Below are 22602 nucleotides of genomic sequence, written 5' to 3'. Positions count from 1 at the left end.
GCCAGCGGCACGCGGGAGACCGGCAATGGCCGGCCTGCGGCCCCGGTGCGCTCCCCCGCCACCGGCGAGACCCCCCGCAAACTCGCCCCTGGCCTCAATCCACGCTATGTGTTCAACCGCTTCGTGGTGGGCCCCAACAGCCGCATGGCCCACGCGGCCGCCCTGGCGGTGGCGGAGGCACCGGGCCGGGAATTCAACCCCCTCTTCCTCTGCGGCGGCGTGGGCCTGGGCAAGACCCACCTGATGCAGGCGATCGGCCACTACCGCCTTGAGATCGACCCGGACGCGCGGGTGTTCTACGTCTCGACCGAGACCTTCACCAATGACCTGATCCAGGCGATCCGCAAGGACGGCATGCAGGCCTTTCGCGACCGCTACCGCGCCGCCGACCTGATCCTGGTGGACGACATCCAGTTCATCGAAGGCAAGGAATACACCCAGGAGGAGTTCTTCCACACTTTCAACGCCCTGCACGAGGCGGGGCGGCAGATCGTGATCGCCTCCGACCGTCCCCCCAGTCAGATTCCCAAGCTGCAGGAGCGCCTGATCTCCCGCTTCTCGATGGGGCTGATCGCCGACATCCAGGCCCCCGACCTGGAAACGCGCATGGCGATCCTGCACAAGAAAGCCGAGCAGGAACAGATGGCGCTGCCGCGCGATCTGATCCAGTACATCGCCGGCCGCTTCACCTCCAACATCCGCGAACTCGAGGGGGCCCTCACCAGGGCTGTGGCCTTCGCCTCGATCACCGGTCTGCCGATGACGGTGGAATCGGTAGCGCCGATGCTCGACCCCGGCGGCAACGATGTGGAGGTGACCCCACAGCAGGTGCTCGACAAGGTGGCCGAGGTCTTCGGCGTTCGCACCGAAGAAATGCTCAGCCCCAGCCGCAAACGGGCCGTGAGCCAGGCCCGCCAGGTGGGGATGTACCTGATGCGGCAGGGCACCAATCTGAGCCTGCCGCGCATCGGCGAAGCCTTCGGCGGCAAGGACCACTCCACAGTGATGTATGCGGTGGAGCAGGTGGAAAAGAAGCTTCACACCGATCCTGCCCTGGCCCGCCAGGTGCAACAGGTGCGAGACCTGCTGCAGATTGATTCGCGCAAACGCAAGTAAATTTCGCGCAAGCGCAGGCTGGGCTCAGCTGGTCAGCGGCCTGGAGGGATCGAGACCTTCCAGTTCACCGCAGAACACCCGGCTGGCGGTGATGTCGACGGCTTCGATCGTCATCAGATCGCGCTTGGTCACGCAGCTGCCCATGCGGGTGAACAGGCGATTGGCCTGGCGCATGCGGGCCCGATCGATGGCATTGCGGATCGAGCGGGCGTTGGCGAAGAACGGCAGCTGCATGCGTCGCTGGATGTACTCGGCGAAGGCCGCCGTGGCCTCGTCGCTGAAGCGGTAGTTCTCCGCCGCGAGTATGAGCTTGGCGATCGCCAGCAGTTCAGGGCCGCTGTAGTCGGGGAAATCAATATGATTGGCGACCCGCGAGGAGAGCCCGGGATTGGACTGGTAGAACACGTCCATGCGATCCTTGTAGCCAGCGAAGATCACCACCAGATCGTCGCGATTGGCTTCCATCACCTGCAGCAGGATCTCGATCGCTTCGGCGCCGTAGTCGCGCTCGTTCTCGGGACGGTACAGGTAGTACGCCTCATCGATGAACAGCACCCCACCCATCGCCTTCTTCAGCATCTCGCGCGTCTTCGGCGCCGTATGGCCGATGTACTGCCCCACCAGATCGTCACGGGTGGCGGTGACCACGTGTCCCTTGCGCACATAGCCGAGCCGATGCAGGATCTGGGACATCCGCTCCGCCACCGTGGTCTTGCCGGTTCCCGGTTGGCCGGTGAACGACATGTGCAGGCTGGGAGCCGCCGTCGCCAGGCCCACCTGGGTGCGGGCCCGCTCCACCACCAGCAGCGCCGCGATCTCACGGATCCGGGCCTTCACCGGCCTCAGCCCCACCAGGTCGTGATCAAGTTGCTCCAGCACCTCCTGCACACCCACCCCCTCGTAGGCCGCCTTCAGATCGACGCGGGTGAGATCGTGGCTCAGATCTGGCTGATCAGCCTCAGCGGAGGGTTCAACGGGCGCAGAGGATGGATCAGGCGCGGAAGAGGGATCAATCGAGGAGGGCATCGACAGCCGCGGCAAAGGATTCGTCGGCAGCGCCGATCGGGGCGTCGTCCTCCTCACTGCGCAACGTGAGGTTCACATAGGTGCGTCCGAAGCTGATATCCGGGAAGCGATTGCTGCTTTCGGAGAGCTCGTTCAACCGCTCCAGAAACACCCGGGTCGCCTCGTAGTCGTCGAACTCGATACGACGTTCGAGCCGTTCAGGGCGATTCCGTTTCGTCCAGGCCTGTTCCATGGTCTGACCCTAGATCAACTGCGGCTGCCATCCTCCGCTGCCGACTGGTCGCTCAGGCAGTCGGTGCGGGCATGGCTGAGTCGCTCCACCCAGGCCGCTGCGTAGGCACGATTGGCCTGCAGCTGCTGCTCATCGGTGCTGTGCAGCGGATGGGGAAAGGTGCCCTTGATCGCGGCATTGGTGACGCAGAACATCGCCTTCTGAAAACTGGCGCAGATCTTCACCCGCAAATCTCCCTCGCCGCGGCCCTGCTGCCGGTACCAATGATGCAGCGGTTCGGGCAGGTGGCGATACATGTCCTGCATCAGCAGGCTGGGCGGGATGCCCGCCCCCATGGTGGGAAGGGGATCGGCGTAGAGGGCGCCGTAGGCAAAGCGGCTCTGATCCGGCGAGATCTGCTGGGCCTGGGCGTTGAACGACACCGTGCCCAGAAAGGGCATGCCCCGCAGGAACACCGCCTCGACGTAGGGCACCGCCACATCGACCAGGAAGGTGAGCGCGGCCTCGGGCGGCAGCACCCAGAACCGCTGGCCCGCCACCTCCACCGCGTAGGTGATCGGCTGAGCTGCCGCTGCCACCAGCCCATCCATCAAGAAGTCCACCAGCTGGGCAATGGAACCCACCCGTCCATCGCGCTCGGCCCTGGCCAGATCAAGGAACAGGTCACTCATCACCCGCCAGAACTGACCCAGGGCATGGGTGGTGGCCGCCGAGCGGATCAGCTCGATCAGAAAGTCCGGAAACAGAGGATGGAGCAGACCCAGCAGCGGGTCCCGCCGGGTCTTGCAGCGGATGATGGCGGCGCAGCCCTGGCGGAAGGCGTCGGTGTCGAGATAGGCATCGAGGCCACCGGTGCCATGCCAGAACATCGCCTTCTGGCAGTACTCGGCATACTCGAAGTTGATGCGGTCGTGGTTGAGATGCCGCCAGATCCTGGCGAGGCTGGGATCACCATCAAGGAACTTGAAGATCGGCAGGGGATTGAGAAACTGCTTCTCCGCCTGGTACACCAGGTTGATGCTGTAGGCATCAAGCACTTCTCCATAGCTCTCCAGAACCCCCACCACTTCCAGCAGATGGGTGGGGCTCTCGGCCAGCAGGGTCTCGCCGGCCAGCAGGCGCCGTTCCAGTTCTGCCGCGGTAGGGATCGGAGCCTGGCGCGTCCGCGAGCGTCCGGGATTCAGGGACGCCATGGCAGAGCTGTTCATCAGGCGGGCCTCCCACTGATGGCCGTCACCAAGGCTGGTAACTGACTCATGGCCGTGGTGGCCTGCTCCGAGAGAAAGCCCAACCCCGATGGTGCCAGTCCGATCGCCACCACAAGAACCGTGAGCACCATGGCGGGCAGGTGACGGAGCAGGGGCACGGCCGGCAAGCAGATGTCGAGCGGCCCTCCGGGTTCAGGAGGGGTGACGGCCAGCCGGCCAAAGAAGGCACGGTTGACCAGCAACAGGAAATAGACGGCCGTCAGACCTGATCCCACCATCGAGGCCACTGTGGCCACGGGGAAGGTCGCCAGGCTGCCGCGAAACACCAGAAACTCAGAGATGAAGCCGGCCATGCCGGGCAGACCCGCGCTGGCCATCACCCCCACAATCATCAGCGAACCGGTCAAAGGCAGACCCCGCTCTGGGTTGAGCAGGCCCCGCAACACATCCAGGTCGCGGGTGCCGGTCGTGGTGTACACCTCGCCCACCAGCAGAAACAACAGGGCGGAGATGAGACCGTGGCTCACCATCTGGAATTCAGCCCCGAGCAGACTCACGGGCGTGGCCGCCGCGGCCGCGAGCAGCACATAGCCCATGTGCCCCACGGAGCTGTAGGCCACCATCCGTTTCATGTCCCGCTGGGCGATCGCCGCCAGGGAGCCATACAACACCGAGATCGCCGCCCAGATGGCCAGCCAGGGGGCCGCCACAGCCCACGCCTCCGGGAACAGTCCCAGGCAGAAGCGCAGCAGCCCATAGGTGCCGAGCTTGAGCAGCACCCCGGCCAGCAACACCGACACCGGCGTCGACGCCTCGGTGTGGGCATCCGGCAGCCAGGTGTGAAAGGGAACCAGCGGGATCTTGATGCCGAAACCCACCAACAGAGCACCCAGCAGCAGGAGCTGGGTTCCCATAGCCAGCTGGCCGCCGAGCACGGGGGTGAGGCTGAAGTCCACCTCGCCGGTGACCAGCGCCAGGCCCAGAAAAGCGGCGAGGATCAATCCGCCGGACACCGCCGTGAAGATCAGGAACTTGGTGGCCGCATAGGCGCGACGGGCTCCACCCCAGACCGAGATCAGCAACCACAGCGGAATCAGCTCCAGTTCGTAGAAAAGGAAAAAGAGCAGCAGATTCAGCGAGAGGAAGGCTCCGTTCACGGCGCCGCTGATCACCAGCAGCAGGGCGAAATACAAACGCGGCCGCTGGGTCACCGTGGTGGAGGCATAGGCCGAAACCAGGGTGAGGCCGGCATTGACCAGCACCAGCGGCAGGGAGAGTCCATCCACGCCGAGGCGATACTCCAGCCCCAGACTCTCGATCCAGGGGATCGTTTCCTGCAGCTGCATCCCGCCGAAGGAGGGATCGAACGGCAGCAGCAGACGCAGGCTCCAGGCCAGCTGCAACACGAGCAGGGCCAGGGCGGCGCGGCGAACCTTCTCGAGAGAGAGCTCACCCGGCCAGAGCATCAGGCCCAGAGCACCGAGAAAGGGAATGGCGAGAAGGGCACTCAGCATCGATCGATCCTCAGGCGATGAACCAGTTCAGGGAGGCCAGCAGGAGCAGGATCGCCACCAGGGCCGTGAGCACGTAGGTCTGCATGCGGCCGCTCACGGCCAGCCGCAGACTGCCGGCCGCAGCCATCGAGAGGCTGCCGACACGATCGACCAGCACATTCACCACGGCTGCATCGAAACCATTGGTGAGCCGCGAAAGGGCCGCCACGAAGGCCACGATCGTGGCGCGATAGATGCGGTCGGTATAGAAGTCGAAGGCCAGGAGATCCTGCAGAGTGCGCAGCGGCTTGAACAGGGAGCGTGACCAGGCCTTGTTCAGCGGCACCACGGCCGCGGAGACAACCCCGATCAGACCGGAGCCCATCACCAGGAGCGCCACCCCAGGGGAGAAGGAGGCGATGCCGGGGACCGGATCGATGCGGGCCATGATCCAGGGCATCAACCCCACCAGCACCGTGAGGCTCACCATCGGCAGAGCCATCAGCCAGATCACCTCCGGTGCCCGCCGTGTCTTGGGCTGAGCATCCCCGAGGAAGACCTGGCGGTACACACGGGTGAGGTTGAACAGGGTGAGCAGGTTGGTGAGCAGCACCACCAGAGCGAAGAATCGGTGCTCGGCACTGAAGGCCTGCACCAGCAAGCCGAAGCACCAGAAGCAGCCCAGGGGTAACAGGCCGGTGACCCCGGCCGCCGCCATCAGGAAGGCGCCGGTGGTGGCGGGCATGCGTCGGCCCAGGCCACCGAGTTCAGTCAGGTCCTGACAGTTGGTGGTGGCGATGATGCTGCCCACGCTCATGAACAGCAGGGCCTTGGCCAGACCGTGGGCGAACAGCAACAGCAGGGCGATACCCGGCTGCTGCAGGGCGATGGCCACGAACACCAGGCCGAGGTAGGAGGTGGTGGAATAGGAAAAGGCCCGCTTCAGATCCACCTGGGCGATCGCCACCAGGGCACCGCCCACCGCACTGATGGCGCCCACAGCCAGGAGCACATCGGTGGCCACCGGAGAGATCAGCAACAGCGGCATCAGCTTCAGCAGCACGATGGCACCGCAGGTCACCACCACGGAATTACGCAGAATCGAGGCCGGGTTGGGCCCCTCCATCGCCTCATCCAGCCAGAGATGCATCGGGAACTGGGCACACTTGCCCATGGGCCCGGCAATCAGGCCCAGGCCCAGCAGGGTTCCGGCCAGGGGTGTGAGCGGAGCACTGGCGGCCCAGGCATAGAGCTCAGTGAACTCGGTCTGACCCGACCAGGCCGACAGGGCAACCACACCCATCAGCAACAGCACGTCGCCGACCCGCTTGGTCAGAAACGCATCCCGGGCCGCCGTGACCACCAGGGGCTGGGCGTACCAGAACCCCACCAGCAGATAGGTGGACAGGGTGAGCATCTCCAGCAGGAAATAGCTCATGAACAGGCTGCTGCTCAGCACCACCCCGGACATCGCGCCTTCGAAGAATCCCACCAGCGCATAGAAGCGGGCCAAGGACCACTCCTTGTCGAGATAGCCCAGGGCAAAAACCTGGCCCAGCAGGCTGAGGCCAGTGACCAGCTCAAGAGCGGCCAGATTGGTGAGCGAGAGATCAAAACCGATCGAGAGATTCAGGTCGGCGGCGTGGAACCAGGGGATCTCAAGGTGATGGGGGCCAATCAGCCAGACCTGACGCAGCACCAGGCTGCCGTGCAGAAAGGCCAACAAGGTGACCAGAAGATTGAGATAGGCCGCAGGTCGCGGTCCATTGCGCTTGATCCAGCCGCTGGACCAGGGCAGGGAGAGCAGCACCCCGCTGAAGCCATACAGCGGGATCAACCAGGCCAGCTGCATGGACAGGGGCAGGTTGTACAGGGGAAGTTCGGCGACCAAGGCAGCAGATGGACGGCATCGAGGCTGGACGTCCAGCGCCGGATTTAGAAGCTGGCGCGATGACGGGAATAGTCGTAACGGATCGCGGCGGGGATGGCAGGGGGCTGTGAAACCACCGCCAGCTGCCGCAGCCAGCCATTCAGCTCTTCGCCGTGATGCTGTTCCTCCTTCCAGAGCGCCCGGAAGAATTCGGCATTTTCTTCATCACCGATCAGCACGCAAAAGCGAACGGCCTCGGCGTAGTGGTTGATCAGATCGTGCTCCAGCACGCTATTCAGCCGCAGCAGACCGACCAGATCCGGCGCATGGGTGACAGCGCGCAGCTGGGAGGCCGCAGGGGCCACCCGCAGACGCAGCATCTGCTGCACGATGCGCTCGGCATGCTGCATTTCCTCCACGGTCTCGCGGCGAAAACGCTCCGCAGCCTCTGCATCTCCCCAGAGCTCCACAAGGGAGGCCTGGGTCATGTACTGCTGCACGGCGGAGAGCTCAAGGCTCAGGGCGCGCCCAAGATAACCGAGGACGCGGGGATGGGCGGCTTCGTCCATAAGAATCAGAGGCGACGGGTGACGCCGGTGCAAACCAGGGCGGGCTCGACCTCGCCATGGGGACGGGCAATGATGTGGGCTGCCACCAGGCCGTCACCGACACGCTCACAGGCATCGGCACCGGCCCGGACCGCGGCGTTCACAGCCCCGGTTTCGCCACGCACCATCACGGTGACGTAGCCACCACCGACGAATTCCCGTGAGATCAGGGTGACTTCCGCGGCCTTGGTCATGGCGTCGGCGGCTTCGATCGCGGGGACCAGGCCACGCGTCTCGATCATGCCAAGGGCGATGCCCTGTACGGAGGAAGCCATCGGAAAGGAAGGAGAAGCGGAACGGTTGGGAGGGGTGAGGCTGGAGGAGCCGCCGCCCGTGGCAGCGGAGGCAGCGGCACGACCGGAACCAGAAGCCCGGCCAGTGGAGGCACGGCTGGCGGCGGGGCGGGTCGCAGCCGAGCGGCTGACGGCCCGGGTGGTGGAGGTGCGAGCCATGGCGGTACGGGAAGAAGGGACGCGGGCAGCGGCAGTGGAGCGAGCGCTGCTGCGCTTCGCCGGAGTGGTGGGGGCAGCCGTCAGTGAACTGGCGGCAGGGGGATCAGTGGTCGAAGGGGTGGGCAGGGCCTTGGGTGAGGTGGAGCCCTTGGACTCAGTGGAGGCCATGGGCGCCGTCGCGCTGACCACGGCCTCCGCAGGAGCGGGGGCAGGGGCCTCTGCAGCGGGAGTGACGGCAGGGGCTGTCTCCGCAGACGGGGCCGGGGTGGATCCGGCGGCGGGGCTGGGCGTCGGGGTGGCCATGGTCAGGGAGGGGGTGGCGGGAGGTGGCGAACGGAACGGGCGTTAAGGGCGGGCTGGCGCGTAGGCCCGGTTGAGCGTCAGCCGTCCGGCTCCCAGAAGTCGATGATTCCACCGATGGTGAGATCGGTGAACAGGCTGGCGTCACCTGTGGCATGGCGGGCAGCGGAGCCACTGGCGGTGAAGACCCAGTTGCCAGTGGCGGCCCCGACGGGATCCACAGCGACACTGAGCTTGCCCTTCGGAGTCCGAAGCACACGAAGGTTCTGGTGGGCGAAGCCTTCGACCCGTTGGGTGCAGACCAGTGAACCCATCACCTGCATGATCTCCATTACTTACTCCCCCCTGACGCCATCGCCTTGGCGGCATCGGGATCCCAGTGATCGATGATGCCCACGATCGTGAGATCACTCGGGTACGACTTGCTGCCTGCCGCCTCGCGGGCCGCCGAGCTGCCCACACAGATCACCCAATCGCCGGGAATGCAGCCAACGGCATCCACAGCAACCTTCTGGGTACTGCCATCCAGCACCACCTGAAGATGCTTGTGCTCGAAGTCGGGAATGCGGTTGGTCGAAACCAGCGGCTTCAACACCTTGCAGATCAACATGTCAGTGTCCTCCTCCGCTGGCAAAGCTGATCGTGGATCCGATCGTCTCCGCTGGTGCGTGGCGATCCTGATCGCGAATCGTCAGCAACACGTGCAGGAGCCCTTCACGACAGAGTTCGCCGTAGCGCGACTCAATCGCCTGCTGGACCCGCCGGCAATGGCGCTCAGCCCGGTCACGGGCACCGGGGACCTGGCCGTTGTAGTCGAATCGCACCACCACCGGCACCGGCAGACCACGGGACACATTGAGACCTTTGAAGATCTTCACCCCCACGTCGAGGTCCGGGGCGCCCTCTTCAACGGTATCCATATAGGCGAAGTAGGTGAGGTTGCGCAGGTGCACCTCCTTGAACCCGATGCCGACTCCAATGAACCGCTCGGCATGGCCAGCATCGCTGTAGTGACCACCATGGAACTGGCGGACGTAATCAATCTGGGAGAGGTTGTGCTCCAGCAGTCTGCTGATCAGACGCACCATGCCGGGATCCGGCGTGCTGGCAGCAGCCTGCTGAACCAGCGCCAGGATCCGGTCGCGAGCCAGCTCGGCACTGAGCCCCGCGGTGGCCTCATACACCTCGCGGGCATCGAGCCAACGCTCGAGATTGGTGCTGCCATCCAGGCCCGGAACGTGAACCCTCAGGGCATCGGTGTCGGTATCGATCCCCAGCAGCAGCAGGTCCACCGAGGCGCCGCAACAGAAGCTGTTCTCCACGGCCTGCTGGAAATCCTTGAGGCGACTGAGACCACAACCGGCCGCCAAAGCATCGTCGCTGCCGTGGGCCGCACAACCCTCATGGCTGGGATCGAGGGAGCTGAAGTGGTAGAGCACCACTTTGAGATAGCGGGTATCGGCATGGGCCGGATTGGGCAGGCCCTCCCGATAGCGGCGGTGCTCGGTCTTCACCCAGCGACTCACCGTGTTCTCGACATCAAAGAGAGCACCCGCGTGGGGACGACGCCGCACCGAGCCGAAGGGCAACCGCAGGGCATAGGCGATGGCATGGGCCAGACGACCATCGGCGCAGGGCGTGATGTCGAGCAGGTGAAAGCCGCAGTCGAGCAGAAAAGCATCGAAGGATTCCACCGTGGCTGAGCCTGGTCTGCCCTGGAGCGGATCCCGCTCGAAGAAACTGGCGCTGGTCTGCTCGTAGGTCTCGAACACGCACCAGGCGAACAGGGTGCGCATGTCCAGCTGCGTCACCCAGGCTGTCTCCAGGATCGGCTGGGGCAGCTCGAAACCAAGCTCGGCCCGGGCCAGCTCCTGTGCCCGTGGGATGAAGTCGTCCTCATGCTGCAAGGCGGAAAGGCGCTTGAGCACAGGCACGAGCCGATCAAAGGCGCCCTTGACCTGGGCGTCGTAGGTCTGCAAGGCCGCGTTGGCCCGGCTGTCGGTCAGGGGATGGAGCCTCACGGAGGCGGAAGCCGAGGATCGGCGCGACCGCCAGGCGTCAAGGCCGGCAGCGGCAGCACCGAGACCAGGGGATTCATTCCTCTGAGTCAGCTCAGGAGTCCGACGGACCCGGGCACGACGGCCTGTGTCCCAGGGGTTGGCGGCTGGATCAACACCGTCCTCGGAGACGCTGGTGGCGGTGGTGATCTCAGGCTCTAGCAGGCGCCCACGCAACCTCTGGACGGAGCGGCGCAGCTCATCGGGGCTGGGGGCCGCAGGGCGGCGGCGCTGGGCCGGGGCGCCCTGGGGAGTACGCGCCACTGGAGAAACCGGACGGCGTGGCATCAGATCAGCCGCGGGCCCCGCCGGACACGGTCACCAGAGAGCCACGATCGGTGTTTCCACTCGATCCGGTCACCCGGCTCACCGGAGCCGGAACGGCTTCGTTGCGCTTGGCCTCGTAGGTGGGCATGGCCGTCATCGGGCCAGGACGGCTGGGGTTGCGTTGACGGGCAGACGCTCCCTCCGTACCCGTGACCCTCTCGCCACGATCCCAGTCGTCGCCAGTGATCTTCAGGCCAGCGGAGATGCCTTCGCCGGTGACACGCGACACGGGTCGCTCAGGAGCGGACGCAGGGCGCACATCCTCATCGACGCTGATCGGTGCCCGACCTCGGGCCGAGATCCGATCGAAGGCAGAGGAACCGCTGCCATGGCGGTCAAAGCGGAACTGCTCAGTGCCGGTCACCTTGCCGGAGGCCATGTCAAACGGACCGGTGATGCGGTTGCCCTGTTCGTAACTGGTGCCGGTCACAGCCCCGGATTTCTGACGCTCACTCTGGGCCGCGCGGGCCGGAGACTGGATGCTGAACTGCTCCCAGGGCTGGGAATCGAGCGGCTGAGGGAAATCAGCGTCGTGGGTTTCGGCGGCGCTGCAGGCGGCAGCCATCTGATCGGCCCCGAGGTAAGGGGTGCCGGTGACGGGCTCGCAGGCACCCCGTTCAGCGCCGGTCATGACACCACCGATGCCGGGCTGCAGGCCGGTCATGCTGGGGCCCGGAGTACCGAGGCGGGCAGGCGTGCGCTGGCGGATCTCCTTGACCTGCTTGCTGGAGCACCAGTCACCCGCCTGTTCCAGTCCGGCATAGGGGGTTCCCGTGACGGCCTTGCAGGTGCCGGGTTCATCACCGGTGACCCGGCTGGAGCGGCCGGTGCGCGTCCCGCTCACCACCTGGGCCTTGTTGGTGATTGAGAATCCAACCTTGGCCGCTTCCGGCTCGGGCTGGGATCCGCAAAACCCTTCGTATTGCTGACGGCCGATGTATTCATCACCGGTGACGCGGCGGCAACTGCCGGGCTCATCGCCGGTGACCCGCTCGCTACGACCGACGTGGGTTCCGGTGATCCCCGTGCCACGCAGCGTCTGAAGGACATTGACCTTATCGGGGGCACGGCCGGGCACCAGGGGCTCAGATCCGAGGTACTGGGTACCGGTGAGCTGGCGTCCGGAGCCGGGCTCATCGCCGGTGACCCGCTCGCTGCGCCCCACCATCACACCGGAGACCGGACGGCCACCGAGGGTCTGGCTGTGACCCACCTTGCGCGGGCTGGGCTCGAGATCGCCGCAGTAGGCCAGGGCCTGATTGGCGGAGATGTACTCCGTGCCGGTGATCGTCTTGCAGGTGCCGGGCTCATCGCCGGTGACCTTCTCCGAACGGCCCACCTCATTGCCGGTGACGCGGTTGCCATGGCTGGTGGCAGTGACCCGGACCTTGGCGGGCTGAACGGGGGAAGGCCGGTCCTGACAGAAGGACTGAAACACCTCGGCACCCATGTATTCAGTACCGGTGATCGTGCGGCAGGTGCTGGCCTCATTGCCGGTGGTCTTGGGCGAGCGGTTGGCCTGGGTGCCGGTCACCGTCTGTCCGCGGAGGGTTTCACTGACGCCCACCTTCCAGTGGGCATCGGCGGCAGCCGCCTGCTTGGCGCCATGGAGGTTGGGGCCCGTGGGACGGGTGCTGCCGCTTCCCCGCGTGGCGCCACTGGAGCCCACCTTGCTCTTGAGCTCACGCACCTTCTGAGCCAGTTCTCGGGTGGTGAGGTCGGGGTTGCCCTGGCGCGCCACAGCAGCAGCCGTGGAATTGCTGGGAGTGTTGGCGGCCTTGCCGCGCTTGCTCAGGGCCTCACGACGGGCCAGCACCAGAGACCGGCTGGGGTTGTGCTGCGAGGCGCGCTTCACGGCAGGGCGGCGATCAGCCGCACTGCTGCTGCGCGAGGACAGACTGCTGCCGAGGCTGGAACTCCCCAGAGAAGCCGATCGGCGAGCCGGCGCACTGCTGGTCGGGGCCGAGGCTTCAGCCTGGCGCTCCTGACACTTGCACTTGTGCTCACCGGCCGAGGCTGCTGAGGATCCGGCGCCCGCTGGAGCGACCTTCTGCAGATCGGTACGGGTGCGGTCGCGGCTGGTATCGGCCCGCTTACCCCGCTTGCTGAGAGCCTCCCGACGGGAGAGAACCAACTCGCGGCTGGGGTTGCTGATCGGCCGGGGGGTGCTGCGCGTCGGCGCCGCCACAGTTCTGGAGGGAGCCGGGGCCGACAGCGACATGGCTGCCGATCGCGCCGGACGACCGGGCCTGGTCGCCTGAACCGGGGCGGCAGGCGCCATGACAGGCTCCGGCACCGAGGTGCGGGTGGGACGGGCATCCGCAGCCGTGCGCACGCGGCTGGCGCTGGAGCCGTAACGGCCAGCGGCTTTCTTGCCTGCGCTGGTGAGGGCCTTGCGGCGCTCCAGAGCTGCGTCACGACTGGAAGTGCTGGCCATCTCCGCCCGATGAATGGAATGACTGGATCGAAAGAAGGATCCCGGCCCTGAGGCCGGGATCACTGAAGGGAAGGGCTGAAGCTCAGCGGCCTTCGAAGACCACGAAGCAGGCGCCCTGGCTCTGGGTGTAAGCGTCGTAGCCCACCAGGCGGACGTGATGATCGGGATAGGCCCGATGGCAAGCCTCAAGCTCGCTGACGATCACGCCGAGATCCTTCTCACCGAAGAACGGCAGTTTCCAGAACGACCAGTAGGTCGCCATGGAGCGGCTGGGGTGAACGTGCTCAACCAGGGGGCTCCATCCCTGGGCAATGATGTAGGCGATCTGGTCGTAGATCTCGTCCTGGGTCATCGGCGGCAGGAAGCCGAATGTCTCCAGGGTGGCGACTGTTTGATAGTCACCCACGGTGCTCTTGAAAGGCATGGGGATCCTTGGGGTGCAGAGGGTGTCCCCGACGAATCAGACGGCTTCCATCAGGCAGATTCCATCAGGATCGTCCGAATCGATCGGGGCTGGATGTCGGGACGGCATAGCGCCGCGTCGTGATGCAACGGCGAATCGCCGGCGATCAGTTGACGTCGAGCTTGTCGACGGTGTCGAACTCGAACTTGATTTCCTTCCAGGTCTCGAGGGCAATCGCCAGCTCAGGGCTGTGCTTCGCTGCTTCCGTAAGGATGTCGCGACCTTCCCGCTCAATCTCGCGGCCGGCATTGCGCGCCTTGACGCAGGCCTCAAGGGCCACACGGTTGGCGGCAGCACCAGCTGCAGAACCCCAGGGGTGACCGTGGGTACCACCACCGAACTGCAGCACCGAATCGTCGCCGAAAATGGCCACCAGTGCAGGCATGTGCCAAACGTGGATGCCGCCGGAGGCCACGGCGAAGACGCCGCCCATCGAACCCCAATCCTGATCGAAGAAGTTGCCGCGGCTGCGATCTTCGGGAACGAAGGATTCACGCAGCTGGTCGATGTAGCCCAGCGTCGACTGACGATCACCCTCCAGCTTGCCCACCACGGTGCCGGTGTGCAGCTGGTCACCACCGGAGAGACGCAGGCACTTGGCCAGCACCCGGAAGTGGATACCGTGCTTGGGATGGCGGTCAATCACCGCGTGCATGGCGCGGTGGATGTGCAGCAGCATGCCGTTCTTGCGGCACCACTTCGCCAGACCGGTATTGGCCGTGAAGCCACCGGTGATGTAGTCGTGCATGATGATGGGCTGACCCAGTTCCTTGGCGAACTCGGCCCGCTCATACATCTCCTCGGGAGTGGCGGCGGTGCAGTTGAGGTAGTGCCCCTTCTTCTCGCCGGTCTCCTGCTCAGACAGCTTGACGGCTTCGGCAACGAACTCGAAGCGGTTCTGCCAGCGCTGGAAAGGCTGGGAGTTGATGTTCTCGTCGTCCTTGGTGAAGTCGAGGCCACCGCGGAGGCACTCATACACCACCCGGCCGTAGTTCTTGCCACTCAGGCCGAGCTTCGGCTTGATCGTGCAACCCAGCAGGGGACGACCGTACTTGTTCATGCGATCGCGCTCGACCACGATGCCGTTCGGCGGACCCTGGCAGGTCTTGATGAAGGCCATCGGGAAGCGGATGTCTTCCAGACGCAGGTGGCGCAGGGCCTTGAAACCGAAGACGTTGCCGACCAGGGAGGTCAGCACGTTGGTGATGGAACCTTCCTCGAACAGATCGAGGGGATAGGCGATGAAGGCATAGAAGGCTTCCTTGTCGCCAGGAACGTCTTCGATGCGGTAGCAACGGCCTTTGTAGAAGTCGAGATCGGTGAGGAGCTCGGACCAGACGGTGGACCAGGTGCCGGTGGAGGATTCAGCGGCCACAGCGGCAGCCACCTCTTCCTTGGGCACACCTTCCTGGCCGGTGCATTTGAAGCAGGCCAGCAGGTCGGTGTCGAGGGGAACGTAATCAGGAGTCCAATACGTGTCGCGGTACTCCTTGACCCCTGCGTCGTACTTCTTGCTCATGGGGGATGTCCGGGTAAGTCGGGAAAGGGAAGAATCAGCGGGTCAGCGCCTTAGGCGCCAAGCCGATCAGTCCTTGGAACCGACGAAATTGCCGTTGCCCAGGGCGGGCTCAACCTCGCGGTGGGGGCGGGCAATGATGTGGGCGGCCACCAGGCCATCACCCACGCGCTCGCAGGCATCGGCGCCAGCACGAACGGCCGCGTTCACAGCGCCGGTTTCACCACGGACCAACACGGTCACGTAACCGCCGCCCACGAACTCACGACCGATCAGACGCACTTCAGCGGCCTTGGTCATGGCATCGGCTGCTTCGATCGCCGGCACCAGGCCACGGGTCTCGATCATGCCGAGGGCGATGCCCATGGTTTCGTTTGCCATTACCTGCTCCTGAAGGAGGGGGTGGAATGTTCGTCCGTAACCATGGTCTGCAGCCATTCCCTCCGTCAAGCCGTTGACAGGGCTTGCGCCATCACCGTTTCCGCATTGAAAGATAAGGCAGGCTGATCAGTGCCTCACAAATCGTTAGGCATTGCTTGATCCAGCACCCAGGCTGGCGCAAACCTCCCTATGCAGGTTCGCTGAGATCCCAGTCCAGGCCGTCCTGGCGTGGATCTGAAACCCAACGGACCCGGGTTCCGAGGGGCTGTGGTCTCAGAGGGGCTGGGCGTCGGAGACGAAGCCAACGCCGCCGTAGTAGTTGAGCAGGGGCCGCAGTGCTGCACGGATCTGCTCCAGCACCTCCGCCTCGCAGAACACGATCACATGGGCATTGGCGCCGTAGCCGCTCATCTCCATCGATTCCTGCACCTCACCCCCCTTTCCCACCCCGGTGACATGGCGCATCACCGAGTAGCCGGGAGCTCCGGCGGTGCGCAGAGCCGCGCAGATCGGGCCCAGCTCCCGCTCTCCCAACAACAGATCGAGACGTTTCATCGGACAGGCCTGAGAGGCAAAACGAACGGTGGCGCGAGACAGTGACGCAGAACGGCGACGCCAGGCAGCGACAGCCTGGGAAAACCGGGGACACCGCCCTCCCAATCCCTAGCCGGCCGGGATCCAGCGCTGCACCATCGCCATATAGAGAGGCAGTCCAACCACGATGTTGAAGGGGAAGGTGACCCCCAGCGCGGTGGAGATGTAGAGGCTGGGATTGGCCTGCGGCACCGTCATCCGCATCGCCGCCGGAACGGCGATGTAGGAGGCGCTGGCACAGAGCACCATGAACAGCAGTGCATCCCCCTGCGGCAGCGACAGCGCCCTGGCCACCACCAGTCCAACGGCGGCGTGCACCAGGGGAGCGCCAACGGCAAAACCGATCAGGAAGGGACCGGCCCGGCGCAGATCGTGGAGGCGCTGGGCCGAGACAATTCCCATGTCCAGCAGGAAGAAACTGAGGGCGCCATAAAAGAGTTTATTGATGAAGGGATCCATCTTCTCCAGCCCAGCCGGGCTGAAGGCTGCCACCAGAAATCCGATCACCAGACTTCCCATCAGCAGAAAGACCGAACCGTTCAGAAATGCCTCTCGCAGCAGGGAAGGCCAGCCAATCGAGCGGCCGCTGTTGGGCTCAGCCGGCACCGCCAGTTTCACCAGCAACAGCCCCACAATGATGGCGGGCGACTCCATCAGAGCAAGGGCCGCCACCATGAAGCCATCAAACTGCACTTGCAGCACTGTGAGAAAACTTTCTGCTGTAATGAAGGTGACGGCACTGATCGATCCGTAGGCCGCGGCCACCGCAGCGGCGTTATAAGAATCCAGACGACTGCGCAGGATCAGAAAGCTGGTCAACGGCACCAGCATCGACATCAGCACCGCCGCCGTGATCGTGAGCGTCACCTGGCCGCCAAGACCACTGTGCTGCAGCTCCAAACCGCCCTTGAAGCCGATCGCCAGCAACAGATACAACGAAAACAGCTTCGGCAGCGGCGCCGGGATCTCCAGATCCGAGCCCACCAGCACCGCCAGCATGCCGAGGAAGAAAAACAGAACCGGCGGTGACACAAGGTTCTGGAGAACCAGTCCTGATTCCATGGCCGCCGCGGGCATCGGGGGGCCTGCAGCGTAGGCAGCGCCACCCACCTGGCTTTTTCCCGGTTTCGGTCAGCAACTCCTCAAGCCAGCCCCCCACCCCTGGCCGAACGCCTGGGAGCTCCTTAACGTCTGCGGCAAGCGTGCACCCCTGGAGATTTTCAGGGGGTGGAATGTTCAACCCGGCACGCCATGGCCTTCGGGCCTAGCCACCCTGCAGGAGGTCCATCCGACAGAGCCCAACACCCAAATTCCCAGGTACGGGAGCCTCTGGTTCCGTCAGTGGCTCACAATGGCGGCCGCCCGATCGATCGGGCAGACCCGTTGTTGCGATCCGTTGGCCGGAGCTCAGACCCCTGATCGATCCGTGCTGGCTGCAAGCCCGTCGGTGCTGGTGATTGCCAGCGGCAATGCCCACAAGGTGGCCGAGATCACGGCCATGCTCCATGCCGTTGGTCTGGAGGTCCGTCAGCAACCAGAAGGGCTGGAGATCGAGGAGACAGGTCACACCTACCTTGAGAACGCCCGGCTGAAGGCCCAGACGGTGGCGACGCTGACCGGCTGCTGGGCCCTGGCGGACGATTCCGGACTGGAGGTGGATGCCCTCGGCGGGGCACCGGGCCTCTACTCGGCTCGCTATGCCCCCACGGATCACGAACGGATCCACCGCCTGCTCCAGGAACTGGGGGGCACCCCCTATCGCAGCGCCAGCTTCAACAGCGCCATGGTGCTGGCTGATCCCACCGGCCAGGTCGCCGTCGAGGCCGAGGGGATCTGCCGTGGCGAAATTCTGATCACGCCGCAGGGCCATGGCGGCGGCTATGACCCGATTTTCTGGGTGCGGGAGGCCGGCCTGAGCTATGCCCAGCTGCCCCACCATCTCAAGGAGAAGCTGGGCAGCCGCGGCAAGGCCGCCCGGCAGATGGCCCCACGGCTGCTCCAGCTGCTCGGCCTGGCCGCGGCCTGAGCTGAGCTCTATCGATCGTTGATGTGGGCCACCGCCCGCATGGCGGCCGAAGCCGCCTCCTCCACATCGCCTTCACGGCCGGCGAGGGTGAGACGACCAAAGGCCCCCACGGCCTTCACATCGACCACCGTGATGTTGGAAGCCTTTTCGGCCTCATTGGCGGCAATCAACACGTAGCCGGCCGGCTCGGTCTCCAGGATGAAGATGCTCATGCCGGCCTGGATCATCGAACCCCGCCGGTTCTGGCGGTTGATCAGCACGGCATGATCCGGCGTGATCGCGCGAATGATCTCCGTCCAGGTCACCTCGCAGGGGCTGCGTTGCTCGACCCGGCTGCCGATCGCCTCCAGCACCACATCACCGGAATGGAGCACGTTGCTCTGATCCCGGTGGTAGAGCCCCAGCGAACCGAAGGCCCGCTCCACCACCATCTGGCCGAGGCGCACGGTGCTGGCCTTGAGGGCGATGTCGGTGACACGATGCACCGCCATCCCCGGAGACACCTCCAGCCAGAGACAGGCATCACCGGGAATCGGCAGGAATCCCTGGGAGACCGTGCCCATGTAGGCGGCCAGCTGGGGCTGCAGCGAATCGAGGAAGACGTAGGTGCGCAGCTCGATCGACTGCACGTGGCTCGTCTGGTTGGCCAGCCGGCGGCCTTCGCTGTCGGTGGTGATCACACAACTGGCGCCGGAGCTGTCGCCGTGGACCTCGGTGCCGGTGATCCGCGGAGCCTCGCGCCGGCTGTCCCCACGCAGTTGGTCGCTGCGGAGCTCGGAGCGCAGAGGAGCTCGAAGCGTGGATCGGGAACGAGCGCGCTCCATCAAGGGGCGGACACCTCAGGGTTGGGTTGCCGCGCAGCAGGGCAAATCCTGGCGACAGGGAGACGGTTGGATCGCGACGCGACTCTATCCTTCGCCCCTGCTGGGTTCCTGCTGCTGCCGGCTCGGGGAGGGCCCGCAGCGATGCACAGATCTTGTCGCAACGATCACAAACGCTGATCACTACCTGACCGGGGGCCCTCGGCTCGCGCTGAACTGCCAGCCGGAGGGGCCACGCCAGAGCGACGTGTTCCCAAAGAGTGACGTGTTCCCGAAGAGTTCTGACTCCCTGCCTGCAGAGTCCCCATGAGTAGCTAGGCCTAAGGGATCGCATCGCCAGGAGGCCCGTTTCGATGGGCGCTGTCGCACCATGGGCTCCAGCCGTCACCGCCGGTGGCCAGGAGAGCTCCTCCCACCTTCCCCCCGTCTTGCGGGAGAGCGGACAACGGGAGGTGTTCTGCGGTCTCACCTCGATCGTGTGGCTGCACCGCCGCATGCCCGATGCCTTCTTCCTGGTGGTGGGGTCCCGCACCTGCGCCCACCTGGTCCAGAGCGCCGCCGGGGTGATGATCTTCGCCGAACCCCGGTTCGGCACGGCCATCCTCGGGGAACGGGACCTGGCCGGCCTCGCCGATGCCAATGAGGAGCTCGACCGGCTGGTGCGCGACCTGCTGGAGAGACGGCCCGAGATCCGCACCCTCTTCCTGGTGGGGTCGTGCCCCAGCGAGGTGATCAAGCTCGACCTGGGCAAGGCTGCCGAGCGGCTCAACGGCCAGCTGGCCGGACGGGTGCGGGTGCTGAACTACAGCGGCAGTGGGATCGAAACCACCTTCACCCAAGGGGAGGATCAGGCCCTGCTGGCGATGCAGCCGCTGATGCCGGCCAGCGACGAGCCGCAGCTGCTGATCGTGGGCACCCTCGCCGATCCTGTGGAAGATCGGTTGATCGACCTGTTCGGACGCATGGGGATCGAGCGGGTGCGCAGCCTGCCGCCGCGGCGATCCACCGAACTGCCGCCGGTGGGCCGCGGCACGAAGGTGCTGCTGGCGCAGCCGTTCCTCAGTGCCACCGCCCGGGCCCTGCAGGCTCGCGGCGCCGAACTGATCCCGGCCCCCTATCCCTTCGGCGTGGAGGGAAGCCGGCTCTGGATGCAGGCCGCTGCCACCGCCTGTGGCCTGGCCCCGGCGGCGATCGAGGCGGTCCTTGCACCGCTGGTGGAGCGGGGCCGGCGGGCGGTGGCCCCCCACCGGGAGGTGCTGGCCGGCAAACGGCTGGTGCTGATGCCCGACTCCCAGCTGGAACTCTCCCTGGCCCGTTTCCTGCATCAGGAGTGCGGCATGGAGCTGGTGGAAGTGGGTACCCCCTACCTGGATCGCCAGCTGCTGGCCGAAGAGCTGGCCCTGCTTCCCGCCGGCACCGCCATCACCGAGGGCCAGGACGTGGAACGCCAGCTGGAGCGGGTCCGGGCCGCCCGGCCTGATCTGGTGGTCTGCGGCCTGGGGCTGGCGAACCCGCTGGAAGCCGAAGGGATCGCCACCAAGTGGTCGATCGAACTGGTGTTCAGCCCGATCCATGGCTGCGACCAGGCCGGGGATCTGGCCGAGCTGTTCTCACGGCCGCTGCGGCGCCGCAACCTGCTCCAGTTCAGCTGAACTCTCCCGTTCACCTGAGCTGTGGGCTCTGAGCGCTGGTCCACCCCAGCCCCGACCCGTCTTCCGATCGCTTCTTCCCTCTCCAACCCCTTCCTGTGGAACTCACCCTCTGGACCTACGAAGGCCCTCCCCATGTGGGCGCGATGCGCATCGCCACCTCAATGGAAGGGGTGCACTACGTGCTGCATGCCCCCCAGGGAGACACCTACGCCGATCTGCTGTTCACCATGATCGAGCGGCGCGACCGGCGCCCTCCCGTGACCTACACCACCTTCCAGGCCCGCGATCTGGGAGGTGACACAGCCGAACTGGTGAAGCGCTCGATCAACGACGCCGTGGAGCGGTTCCGGCCGGAGGCCCTGCTGGTGGGAGAAAGCTGCACCGCCGAACTGATCCAGGATCAGCCTGGGGCCCTGGCCGGCGGCATGGATCTGGGCGGCATTCCGGTGGTGAGCCTGGAGCTGCCGGCTTACTCCAAGAAAGAGAACTGGGGAGCAGCGGAGACCTTCTACCAATTGGTGCGAGCCCTGCTCAAACCACAGCTGCCGCCGCCCGGGGCCGCCAAGCCCTCACCGACCCGCTGGCGCCAGGAGGGTCGCCGGCCGCGGGTGAACCTGCTGGGCCCCACCCTGCTGGGCTTCCGCTGCCGCGACGACATCCTTGAGATCACGCGCCTGCTGGGCGAGCACGGCATCGACGTGACCGTGGTCGCCCCCCTGGGCGCAAGACCGGCGGATCTGCTGCGCATCCCCAGCGCCGATGCCAACGTCTGCCTCTATCCCGAGGTGGCCGGCCCGGTCTGCAGCTGGCTGGAGCGGAGCTTCGGCATGCCGGTGGTGCGCAGCGTGCCGATCGGCATCGGCGCTACCGGCGACTTCCTACGGGAGGTCACCAGCCTGCTGGAGATGGACGCCGAGGTGATCGCCGCCGCCGCAAACGCCGAAGCGGAGCAGCGATCCCGACTGCCCTGGTATTCGCGGTCGGTGGATTCCACCTACCTCACAGGCAAGCGGGTGTTCATTTTCGGGGATGCCACCCACGCCATCGCCGCTGCCCGCATCGCCAGCCGGGAACTGGGGTTTCAGGTGGTGGGGCTGGGCAGTTACAGCCGCGAGCAGGCCCGCGACGTGCGGGCCGCAGCCAAGGAGCTCGACCTGGACGCGCTGATCACCGACGACTACCTGGTGGTGGAAAGGGCCATGGCCGAGGCGGCGCCGGAGCTGGTGCTGGGCACCCAGATGGAGCGGCACAGTGCCAAGCGCCTGGGCATTCCCTGCGCCGTGATCAGCACGCCGCTGCACGTTCAGGACGTGCCGGCCCGCACCTCACCGCAGATGGGCTGGGAAGGAGCCAACGTGATCTTCGACACCTGGGTGCACCCGCTGATGATGGGGCTGGAGGAGCACCTGATCACGATGTTCCGCCACGATTTCGAGTTCACCGAAGGACACCGCAGCCACCTCGGTGGAGCACCGGCTGGAGCCGGAATCGAAGCCAACGGGACCAACGGGACCAAACAGCCAACAACAGGGGCCGCAGCCTCGACAGAGACCACAACAGCTACAGCCGTGGCATCAGCAGCTGCCGGGGCAACAGCCGCTCCAGCAGCTGCTTTGGCGGAGAACGGCCTGCACTGGAGCCCGGATGGGGAGGCGGAACTGGCCAAGATCCCCTTCTTCGTGCGGGGCAAGGCCAGACGCAACGCTGAATCCTTTGCCCGGGCCCAGGGACTGCATCGGATCGATGCCGAAACCCTCTACGAAGCCAAGGCTCATTTCAGCCGATGACTCCAGCCACTCCCCGCCGGAGTCACGGCCTCCGCAGCGACGCGCACAGGCAGCCTCCAGCCCCGGAGTGGTCCATAGGTCTCCGTGCAACCGACGACAACAAGGCACCTCTTGATTAGGTAGCAAGCTCCGCTCTCCTGAGGAGACGCTCGGGACGTGCGGTGCAGATACAGACGGCATGAACCACCCGGTCTGTCATCGCCGAAAGATTGAAGCGCCGGTTGAAACGGTAAGTG

At 65.5% G+C, this 22602-nt stretch carries 22 protein-coding genes and 1 pseudogene; 5 read left to right on the top strand and 18 right to left on the bottom strand.

Annotated features, from left to right (window positions below):
• Nucleotides 1-1116, top strand: a 1116-nt coding sequence (gene dnaA, locus VB777_RS09095) for a chromosomal replication initiator protein DnaA (RefSeq protein WP_323248485.1), incomplete at its 5' end; no start/stop codon positions are given.
• A 24-nt stretch (nt 1117-1140) separates the two neighbouring features.
• Here dnaA and cbbX read toward each other — a convergent pair.
• The 7 genes from cbbX to VB777_RS17390 form a co-directional block, all read right to left on the bottom strand.
• A complete protein-coding gene (gene cbbX / locus VB777_RS09090) occupies nt 1141-2142 on the bottom strand; it encodes a CbbX protein (RefSeq protein ID WP_323248483.1) in 1002 nt (333 codons plus the stop codon).
• The gene (locus tag VB777_RS09085; RefSeq protein ID WP_197156583.1) at nt 2126-2374 is read right to left on the bottom strand and encodes a 4a-hydroxytetrahydrobiopterin dehydratase; all 249 of its coding nucleotides are present in this window, start codon (nt 2372-2374) and stop codon (nt 2126-2128) included. Before VB777_RS09085 ends, cbbX begins: the two co-directional genes overlap by 17 nt.
• A 14-nt stretch (nt 2375-2388) precedes the next feature.
• Nucleotides 2389-3567 (bottom strand): CO2 hydration protein, encoded by a 1179-nt coding sequence (locus VB777_RS09080; RefSeq protein WP_323248481.1) that lies wholly within the window; start codon nt 3565-3567, stop codon nt 2389-2391.
• Between the two features lie 14 nt (nt 3568-3581).
• On the bottom strand, nt 3582-5096 hold the full coding sequence (locus VB777_RS09075; protein ID WP_323248479.1) for an NADH-quinone oxidoreductase subunit M: 1515 nt from the start codon (nt 5094-5096) through the stop codon (nt 3582-3584).
• Between the two features lie 10 nt (nt 5097-5106).
• Entirely contained in the window at nt 5107-6927 is a 1821-nt protein-coding gene (locus tag VB777_RS09070; RefSeq protein ID WP_323248489.1) for an NAD(P)H-quinone oxidoreductase subunit F, read from the bottom strand.
• Between the two features lie 83 nt (nt 6928-7010).
• On the bottom strand, nt 7011-7514 hold the full coding sequence (locus VB777_RS09065) for a ferritin-like domain-containing protein (RefSeq protein ID WP_197156588.1): 504 nt from the start codon (nt 7512-7514) through the stop codon (nt 7011-7013).
• Nucleotides 7515-7519: 5 nt separating this feature from the next.
• Complete coding sequence (locus VB777_RS17390; protein WP_231597980.1) at nt 7520-7828, bottom strand: BMC domain-containing protein; 309 nt, start codon at nt 7826-7828, stop codon at nt 7520-7522.
• Between VB777_RS17390 and VB777_RS17385 the strand changes: the two genes are divergently transcribed.
• Nucleotides 7806-8354 carry a hypothetical protein gene (locus VB777_RS17385; RefSeq protein WP_416238128.1) on the top strand — a complete coding sequence of 183 codons (549 nt, stop codon included), beginning with the start codon at nt 7806-7808 and terminating at the stop codon, nt 8352-8354. The two genes, VB777_RS17390 and VB777_RS17385, sit on opposite strands and share 23 nt — an antisense overlap.
• 31 nt (nt 8355-8385) lie before the next feature.
• Here VB777_RS17385 and VB777_RS09055 read toward each other — a convergent pair whose 3' ends face one another.
• The 9 genes from VB777_RS09055 to VB777_RS09015 form a co-directional block, all read right to left on the bottom strand.
• Nucleotides 8386-8637 carry a carboxysome peptide B gene (locus VB777_RS09055; RefSeq protein ID WP_197156590.1) on the bottom strand — a complete coding sequence of 84 codons (252 nt, stop codon included), beginning with the start codon at nt 8635-8637 and terminating at the stop codon, nt 8386-8388.
• Nucleotides 8637-8915, bottom strand: a complete 279-nt coding sequence (locus tag VB777_RS09050) for a carboxysome peptide A (RefSeq protein ID WP_197156592.1) — start codon at nt 8913-8915, stop codon at nt 8637-8639. The genes VB777_RS09055 and VB777_RS09050 overlap by 1 nt, the downstream gene beginning before the upstream one ends.
• A 1-nt stretch (nt 8916) precedes the next feature.
• Nucleotides 8917-10650, bottom strand: a complete 1734-nt coding sequence (locus VB777_RS09045) for a carboxysome shell carbonic anhydrase (protein ID WP_323248476.1) — start codon at nt 10648-10650, stop codon at nt 8917-8919.
• Between the two features lie 4 nt (nt 10651-10654).
• Complete coding sequence (locus VB777_RS09040) at nt 10655-13126, bottom strand: CsoS2 family carboxysome shell protein (RefSeq protein WP_323248474.1); 2472 nt, start codon at nt 13124-13126, stop codon at nt 10655-10657.
• An 82-nt stretch (nt 13127-13208) separates the two neighbouring features.
• Entirely contained in the window at nt 13209-13550 is a 342-nt protein-coding gene (locus tag VB777_RS09035) for a ribulose bisphosphate carboxylase small subunit (protein ID WP_197156596.1), read from the bottom strand.
• A 145-nt stretch (nt 13551-13695) separates the two neighbouring features.
• Nucleotides 13696-15108, bottom strand: a complete 1413-nt coding sequence (locus tag VB777_RS09030) for a form I ribulose bisphosphate carboxylase large subunit (protein ID WP_197156598.1) — start codon at nt 15106-15108, stop codon at nt 13696-13698.
• Between the two features lie 66 nt (nt 15109-15174).
• A complete protein-coding gene (locus tag VB777_RS09025) occupies nt 15175-15486 on the bottom strand; it encodes a BMC domain-containing protein (RefSeq protein WP_197156600.1) in 312 nt (103 codons plus the stop codon).
• A 273-nt stretch (nt 15487-15759) separates the two neighbouring features.
• Nucleotides 15760-16041 carry a P-II family nitrogen regulator gene (locus VB777_RS09020; protein WP_197156602.1) on the bottom strand — a complete coding sequence of 94 codons (282 nt, stop codon included), beginning with the start codon at nt 16039-16041 and terminating at the stop codon, nt 15760-15762.
• 108 nt (nt 16042-16149) lie between these two features.
• Entirely contained in the window at nt 16150-17142 is a 993-nt protein-coding gene (locus VB777_RS09015) for a sodium-dependent bicarbonate transport family permease (protein WP_197158861.1), read from the bottom strand.
• A gap of 334 nt (nt 17143-17476) precedes the next feature.
• Between VB777_RS09015 and rdgB the strand changes: the two genes are divergently transcribed.
• The gene (gene rdgB, locus VB777_RS09010; RefSeq protein WP_323248471.1) at nt 17477-18106 is read left to right on the top strand and encodes an RdgB/HAM1 family non-canonical purine NTP pyrophosphatase; all 630 of its coding nucleotides are present in this window, start codon (nt 17477-17479) and stop codon (nt 18104-18106) included.
• Between the two features lie 8 nt (nt 18107-18114).
• On the opposite strand, the gene VB777_RS09005 is transcribed toward rdgB, so the two are convergent.
• Nucleotides 18115-18930 (bottom strand): BMC domain-containing protein, encoded by an 816-nt coding sequence (locus VB777_RS09005; protein WP_231605367.1) that lies wholly within the window; start codon nt 18928-18930, stop codon nt 18115-18117.
• Between the two features lie 350 nt (nt 18931-19280).
• On the opposite strand from VB777_RS09005, the gene VB777_RS09000 reads away from it, so the two are divergent.
• Both VB777_RS09000 and VB777_RS08995 read left to right on the top strand, forming a co-directional pair.
• Entirely contained in the window at nt 19281-20579 is a 1299-nt protein-coding gene (locus VB777_RS09000) for a ferredoxin:protochlorophyllide reductase (ATP-dependent) subunit N (protein ID WP_323248468.1), read from the top strand.
• Nucleotides 20580-20722: 143 nt separating this feature from the next.
• Complete coding sequence (locus tag VB777_RS08995; RefSeq protein WP_416238330.1) at nt 20723-22366, top strand: ferredoxin:protochlorophyllide reductase (ATP-dependent) subunit B; 1644 nt, start codon at nt 20723-20725, stop codon at nt 22364-22366.
• A 115-nt stretch (nt 22367-22481) separates the two neighbouring features.
• Here VB777_RS08995 and VB777_RS08990 read toward each other — a convergent pair.
• Nucleotides 22482-22602: pseudogene (locus VB777_RS08990) on the bottom strand (IS1595 family transposase); the annotation flags it as partial.

The organism is Synechococcus sp. CCY9202 (assembly GCF_034931685.1).
In the GTDB taxonomy this organism is placed as follows: domain Bacteria; phylum Cyanobacteriota; class Cyanobacteriia; order PCC-6307; family Cyanobiaceae; genus CBW1002.
The sequence above is the reverse complement of the archived record's forward strand: the minus strand, read 5'-3'. Positions and strand labels throughout refer to the sequence as shown.

Excerpts from the sequence above, each read along its gene's own strand:
- VB777_RS09085 (WP_197156583.1), bottom strand. The coding sequence starts at position 2,374 with ATGGAACAGGCCTGGACGAAACGGAATCGCCCTGAACGGCTCGAACGT.
- VB777_RS09080 (WP_323248481.1), bottom strand. The coding sequence starts at position 3,567 with ATGGCGTCCCTGAATCCCGGACGCTCGCGGACGCGCCAGGCTCCGATC.
- VB777_RS09025 (WP_197156600.1), bottom strand. The coding sequence starts at position 15,486 with ATGGCAAACGAAACCATGGGCATCGCCCTCGGCATGATCGAGACCCGT.
- VB777_RS08995 (WP_416238330.1), top strand. The coding sequence starts at position 20,723 with ATGCGCATCGCCACCTCAATGGAAGGGGTGCACTACGTGCTGCATGCC.
- VB777_RS09070 (WP_323248489.1), bottom strand. The coding sequence starts at position 6,927 with ATGCAGCTGGCCTGGTTGATCCCGCTGTATGGCTTCAGCGGGGTGCTG.
- VB777_RS09035 (WP_197156596.1), bottom strand. The coding sequence starts at position 13,550 with ATGCCTTTCAAGAGCACCGTGGGTGACTATCAAACAGTCGCCACCCTG.
- VB777_RS09045 (WP_323248476.1), bottom strand. The coding sequence starts at position 10,650 with ATGCCACGCCGTCCGGTTTCTCCAGTGGCGCGTACTCCCCAGGGCGCC.
- VB777_RS09075 (WP_323248479.1), bottom strand. The coding sequence starts at position 5,096 with ATGCTGAGTGCCCTTCTCGCCATTCCCTTTCTCGGTGCTCTGGGCCTG.
- VB777_RS17390 (WP_231597980.1), bottom strand. The coding sequence starts at position 7,828 with ATGGCTTCCTCCGTACAGGGCATCGCCCTTGGCATGATCGAGACGCGT.
- VB777_RS09000 (WP_323248468.1), top strand. The coding sequence starts at position 19,281 with ATGGGCGCTGTCGCACCATGGGCTCCAGCCGTCACCGCCGGTGGCCAG.
- VB777_RS09040 (WP_323248474.1), bottom strand. The coding sequence starts at position 13,126 with ATGGCCAGCACTTCCAGTCGTGACGCAGCTCTGGAGCGCCGCAAGGCC.
- VB777_RS09055 (WP_197156590.1), bottom strand. The coding sequence starts at position 8,637 with ATGGAGATCATGCAGGTGATGGGTTCACTGGTCTGCACCCAACGGGTC.
- VB777_RS09030 (WP_197156598.1), bottom strand. The coding sequence starts at position 15,108 with ATGAGCAAGAAGTACGACGCAGGGGTCAAGGAGTACCGCGACACGTAT.
- VB777_RS09005 (WP_231605367.1), bottom strand. The coding sequence starts at position 18,930 with ATGGAGCGCGCTCGTTCCCGATCCACGCTTCGAGCTCCTCTGCGCTCC.
- VB777_RS09015 (WP_197158861.1), bottom strand. The coding sequence starts at position 17,142 with ATGGAATCAGGACTGGTTCTCCAGAACCTTGTGTCACCGCCGGTTCTG.
- VB777_RS09065 (WP_197156588.1), bottom strand. The coding sequence starts at position 7,514 with ATGGACGAAGCCGCCCATCCCCGCGTCCTCGGTTATCTTGGGCGCGCC.
- cbbX (WP_323248483.1), bottom strand. The coding sequence starts at position 2,142 with ATGCCCTCCTCGATTGATCCCTCTTCCGCGCCTGATCCATCCTCTGCG.
- VB777_RS09020 (WP_197156602.1), bottom strand. The coding sequence starts at position 16,041 with ATGAAACGTCTCGATCTGTTGTTGGGAGAGCGGGAGCTGGGCCCGATC.
- VB777_RS09050 (WP_197156592.1), bottom strand. The coding sequence starts at position 8,915 with ATGTTGATCTGCAAGGTGTTGAAGCCGCTGGTTTCGACCAACCGCATT.
- VB777_RS17385 (WP_416238128.1), top strand. The coding sequence starts at position 7,806 with ATGCCCTGTACGGAGGAAGCCATCGGAAAGGAAGGAGAAGCGGAACGG.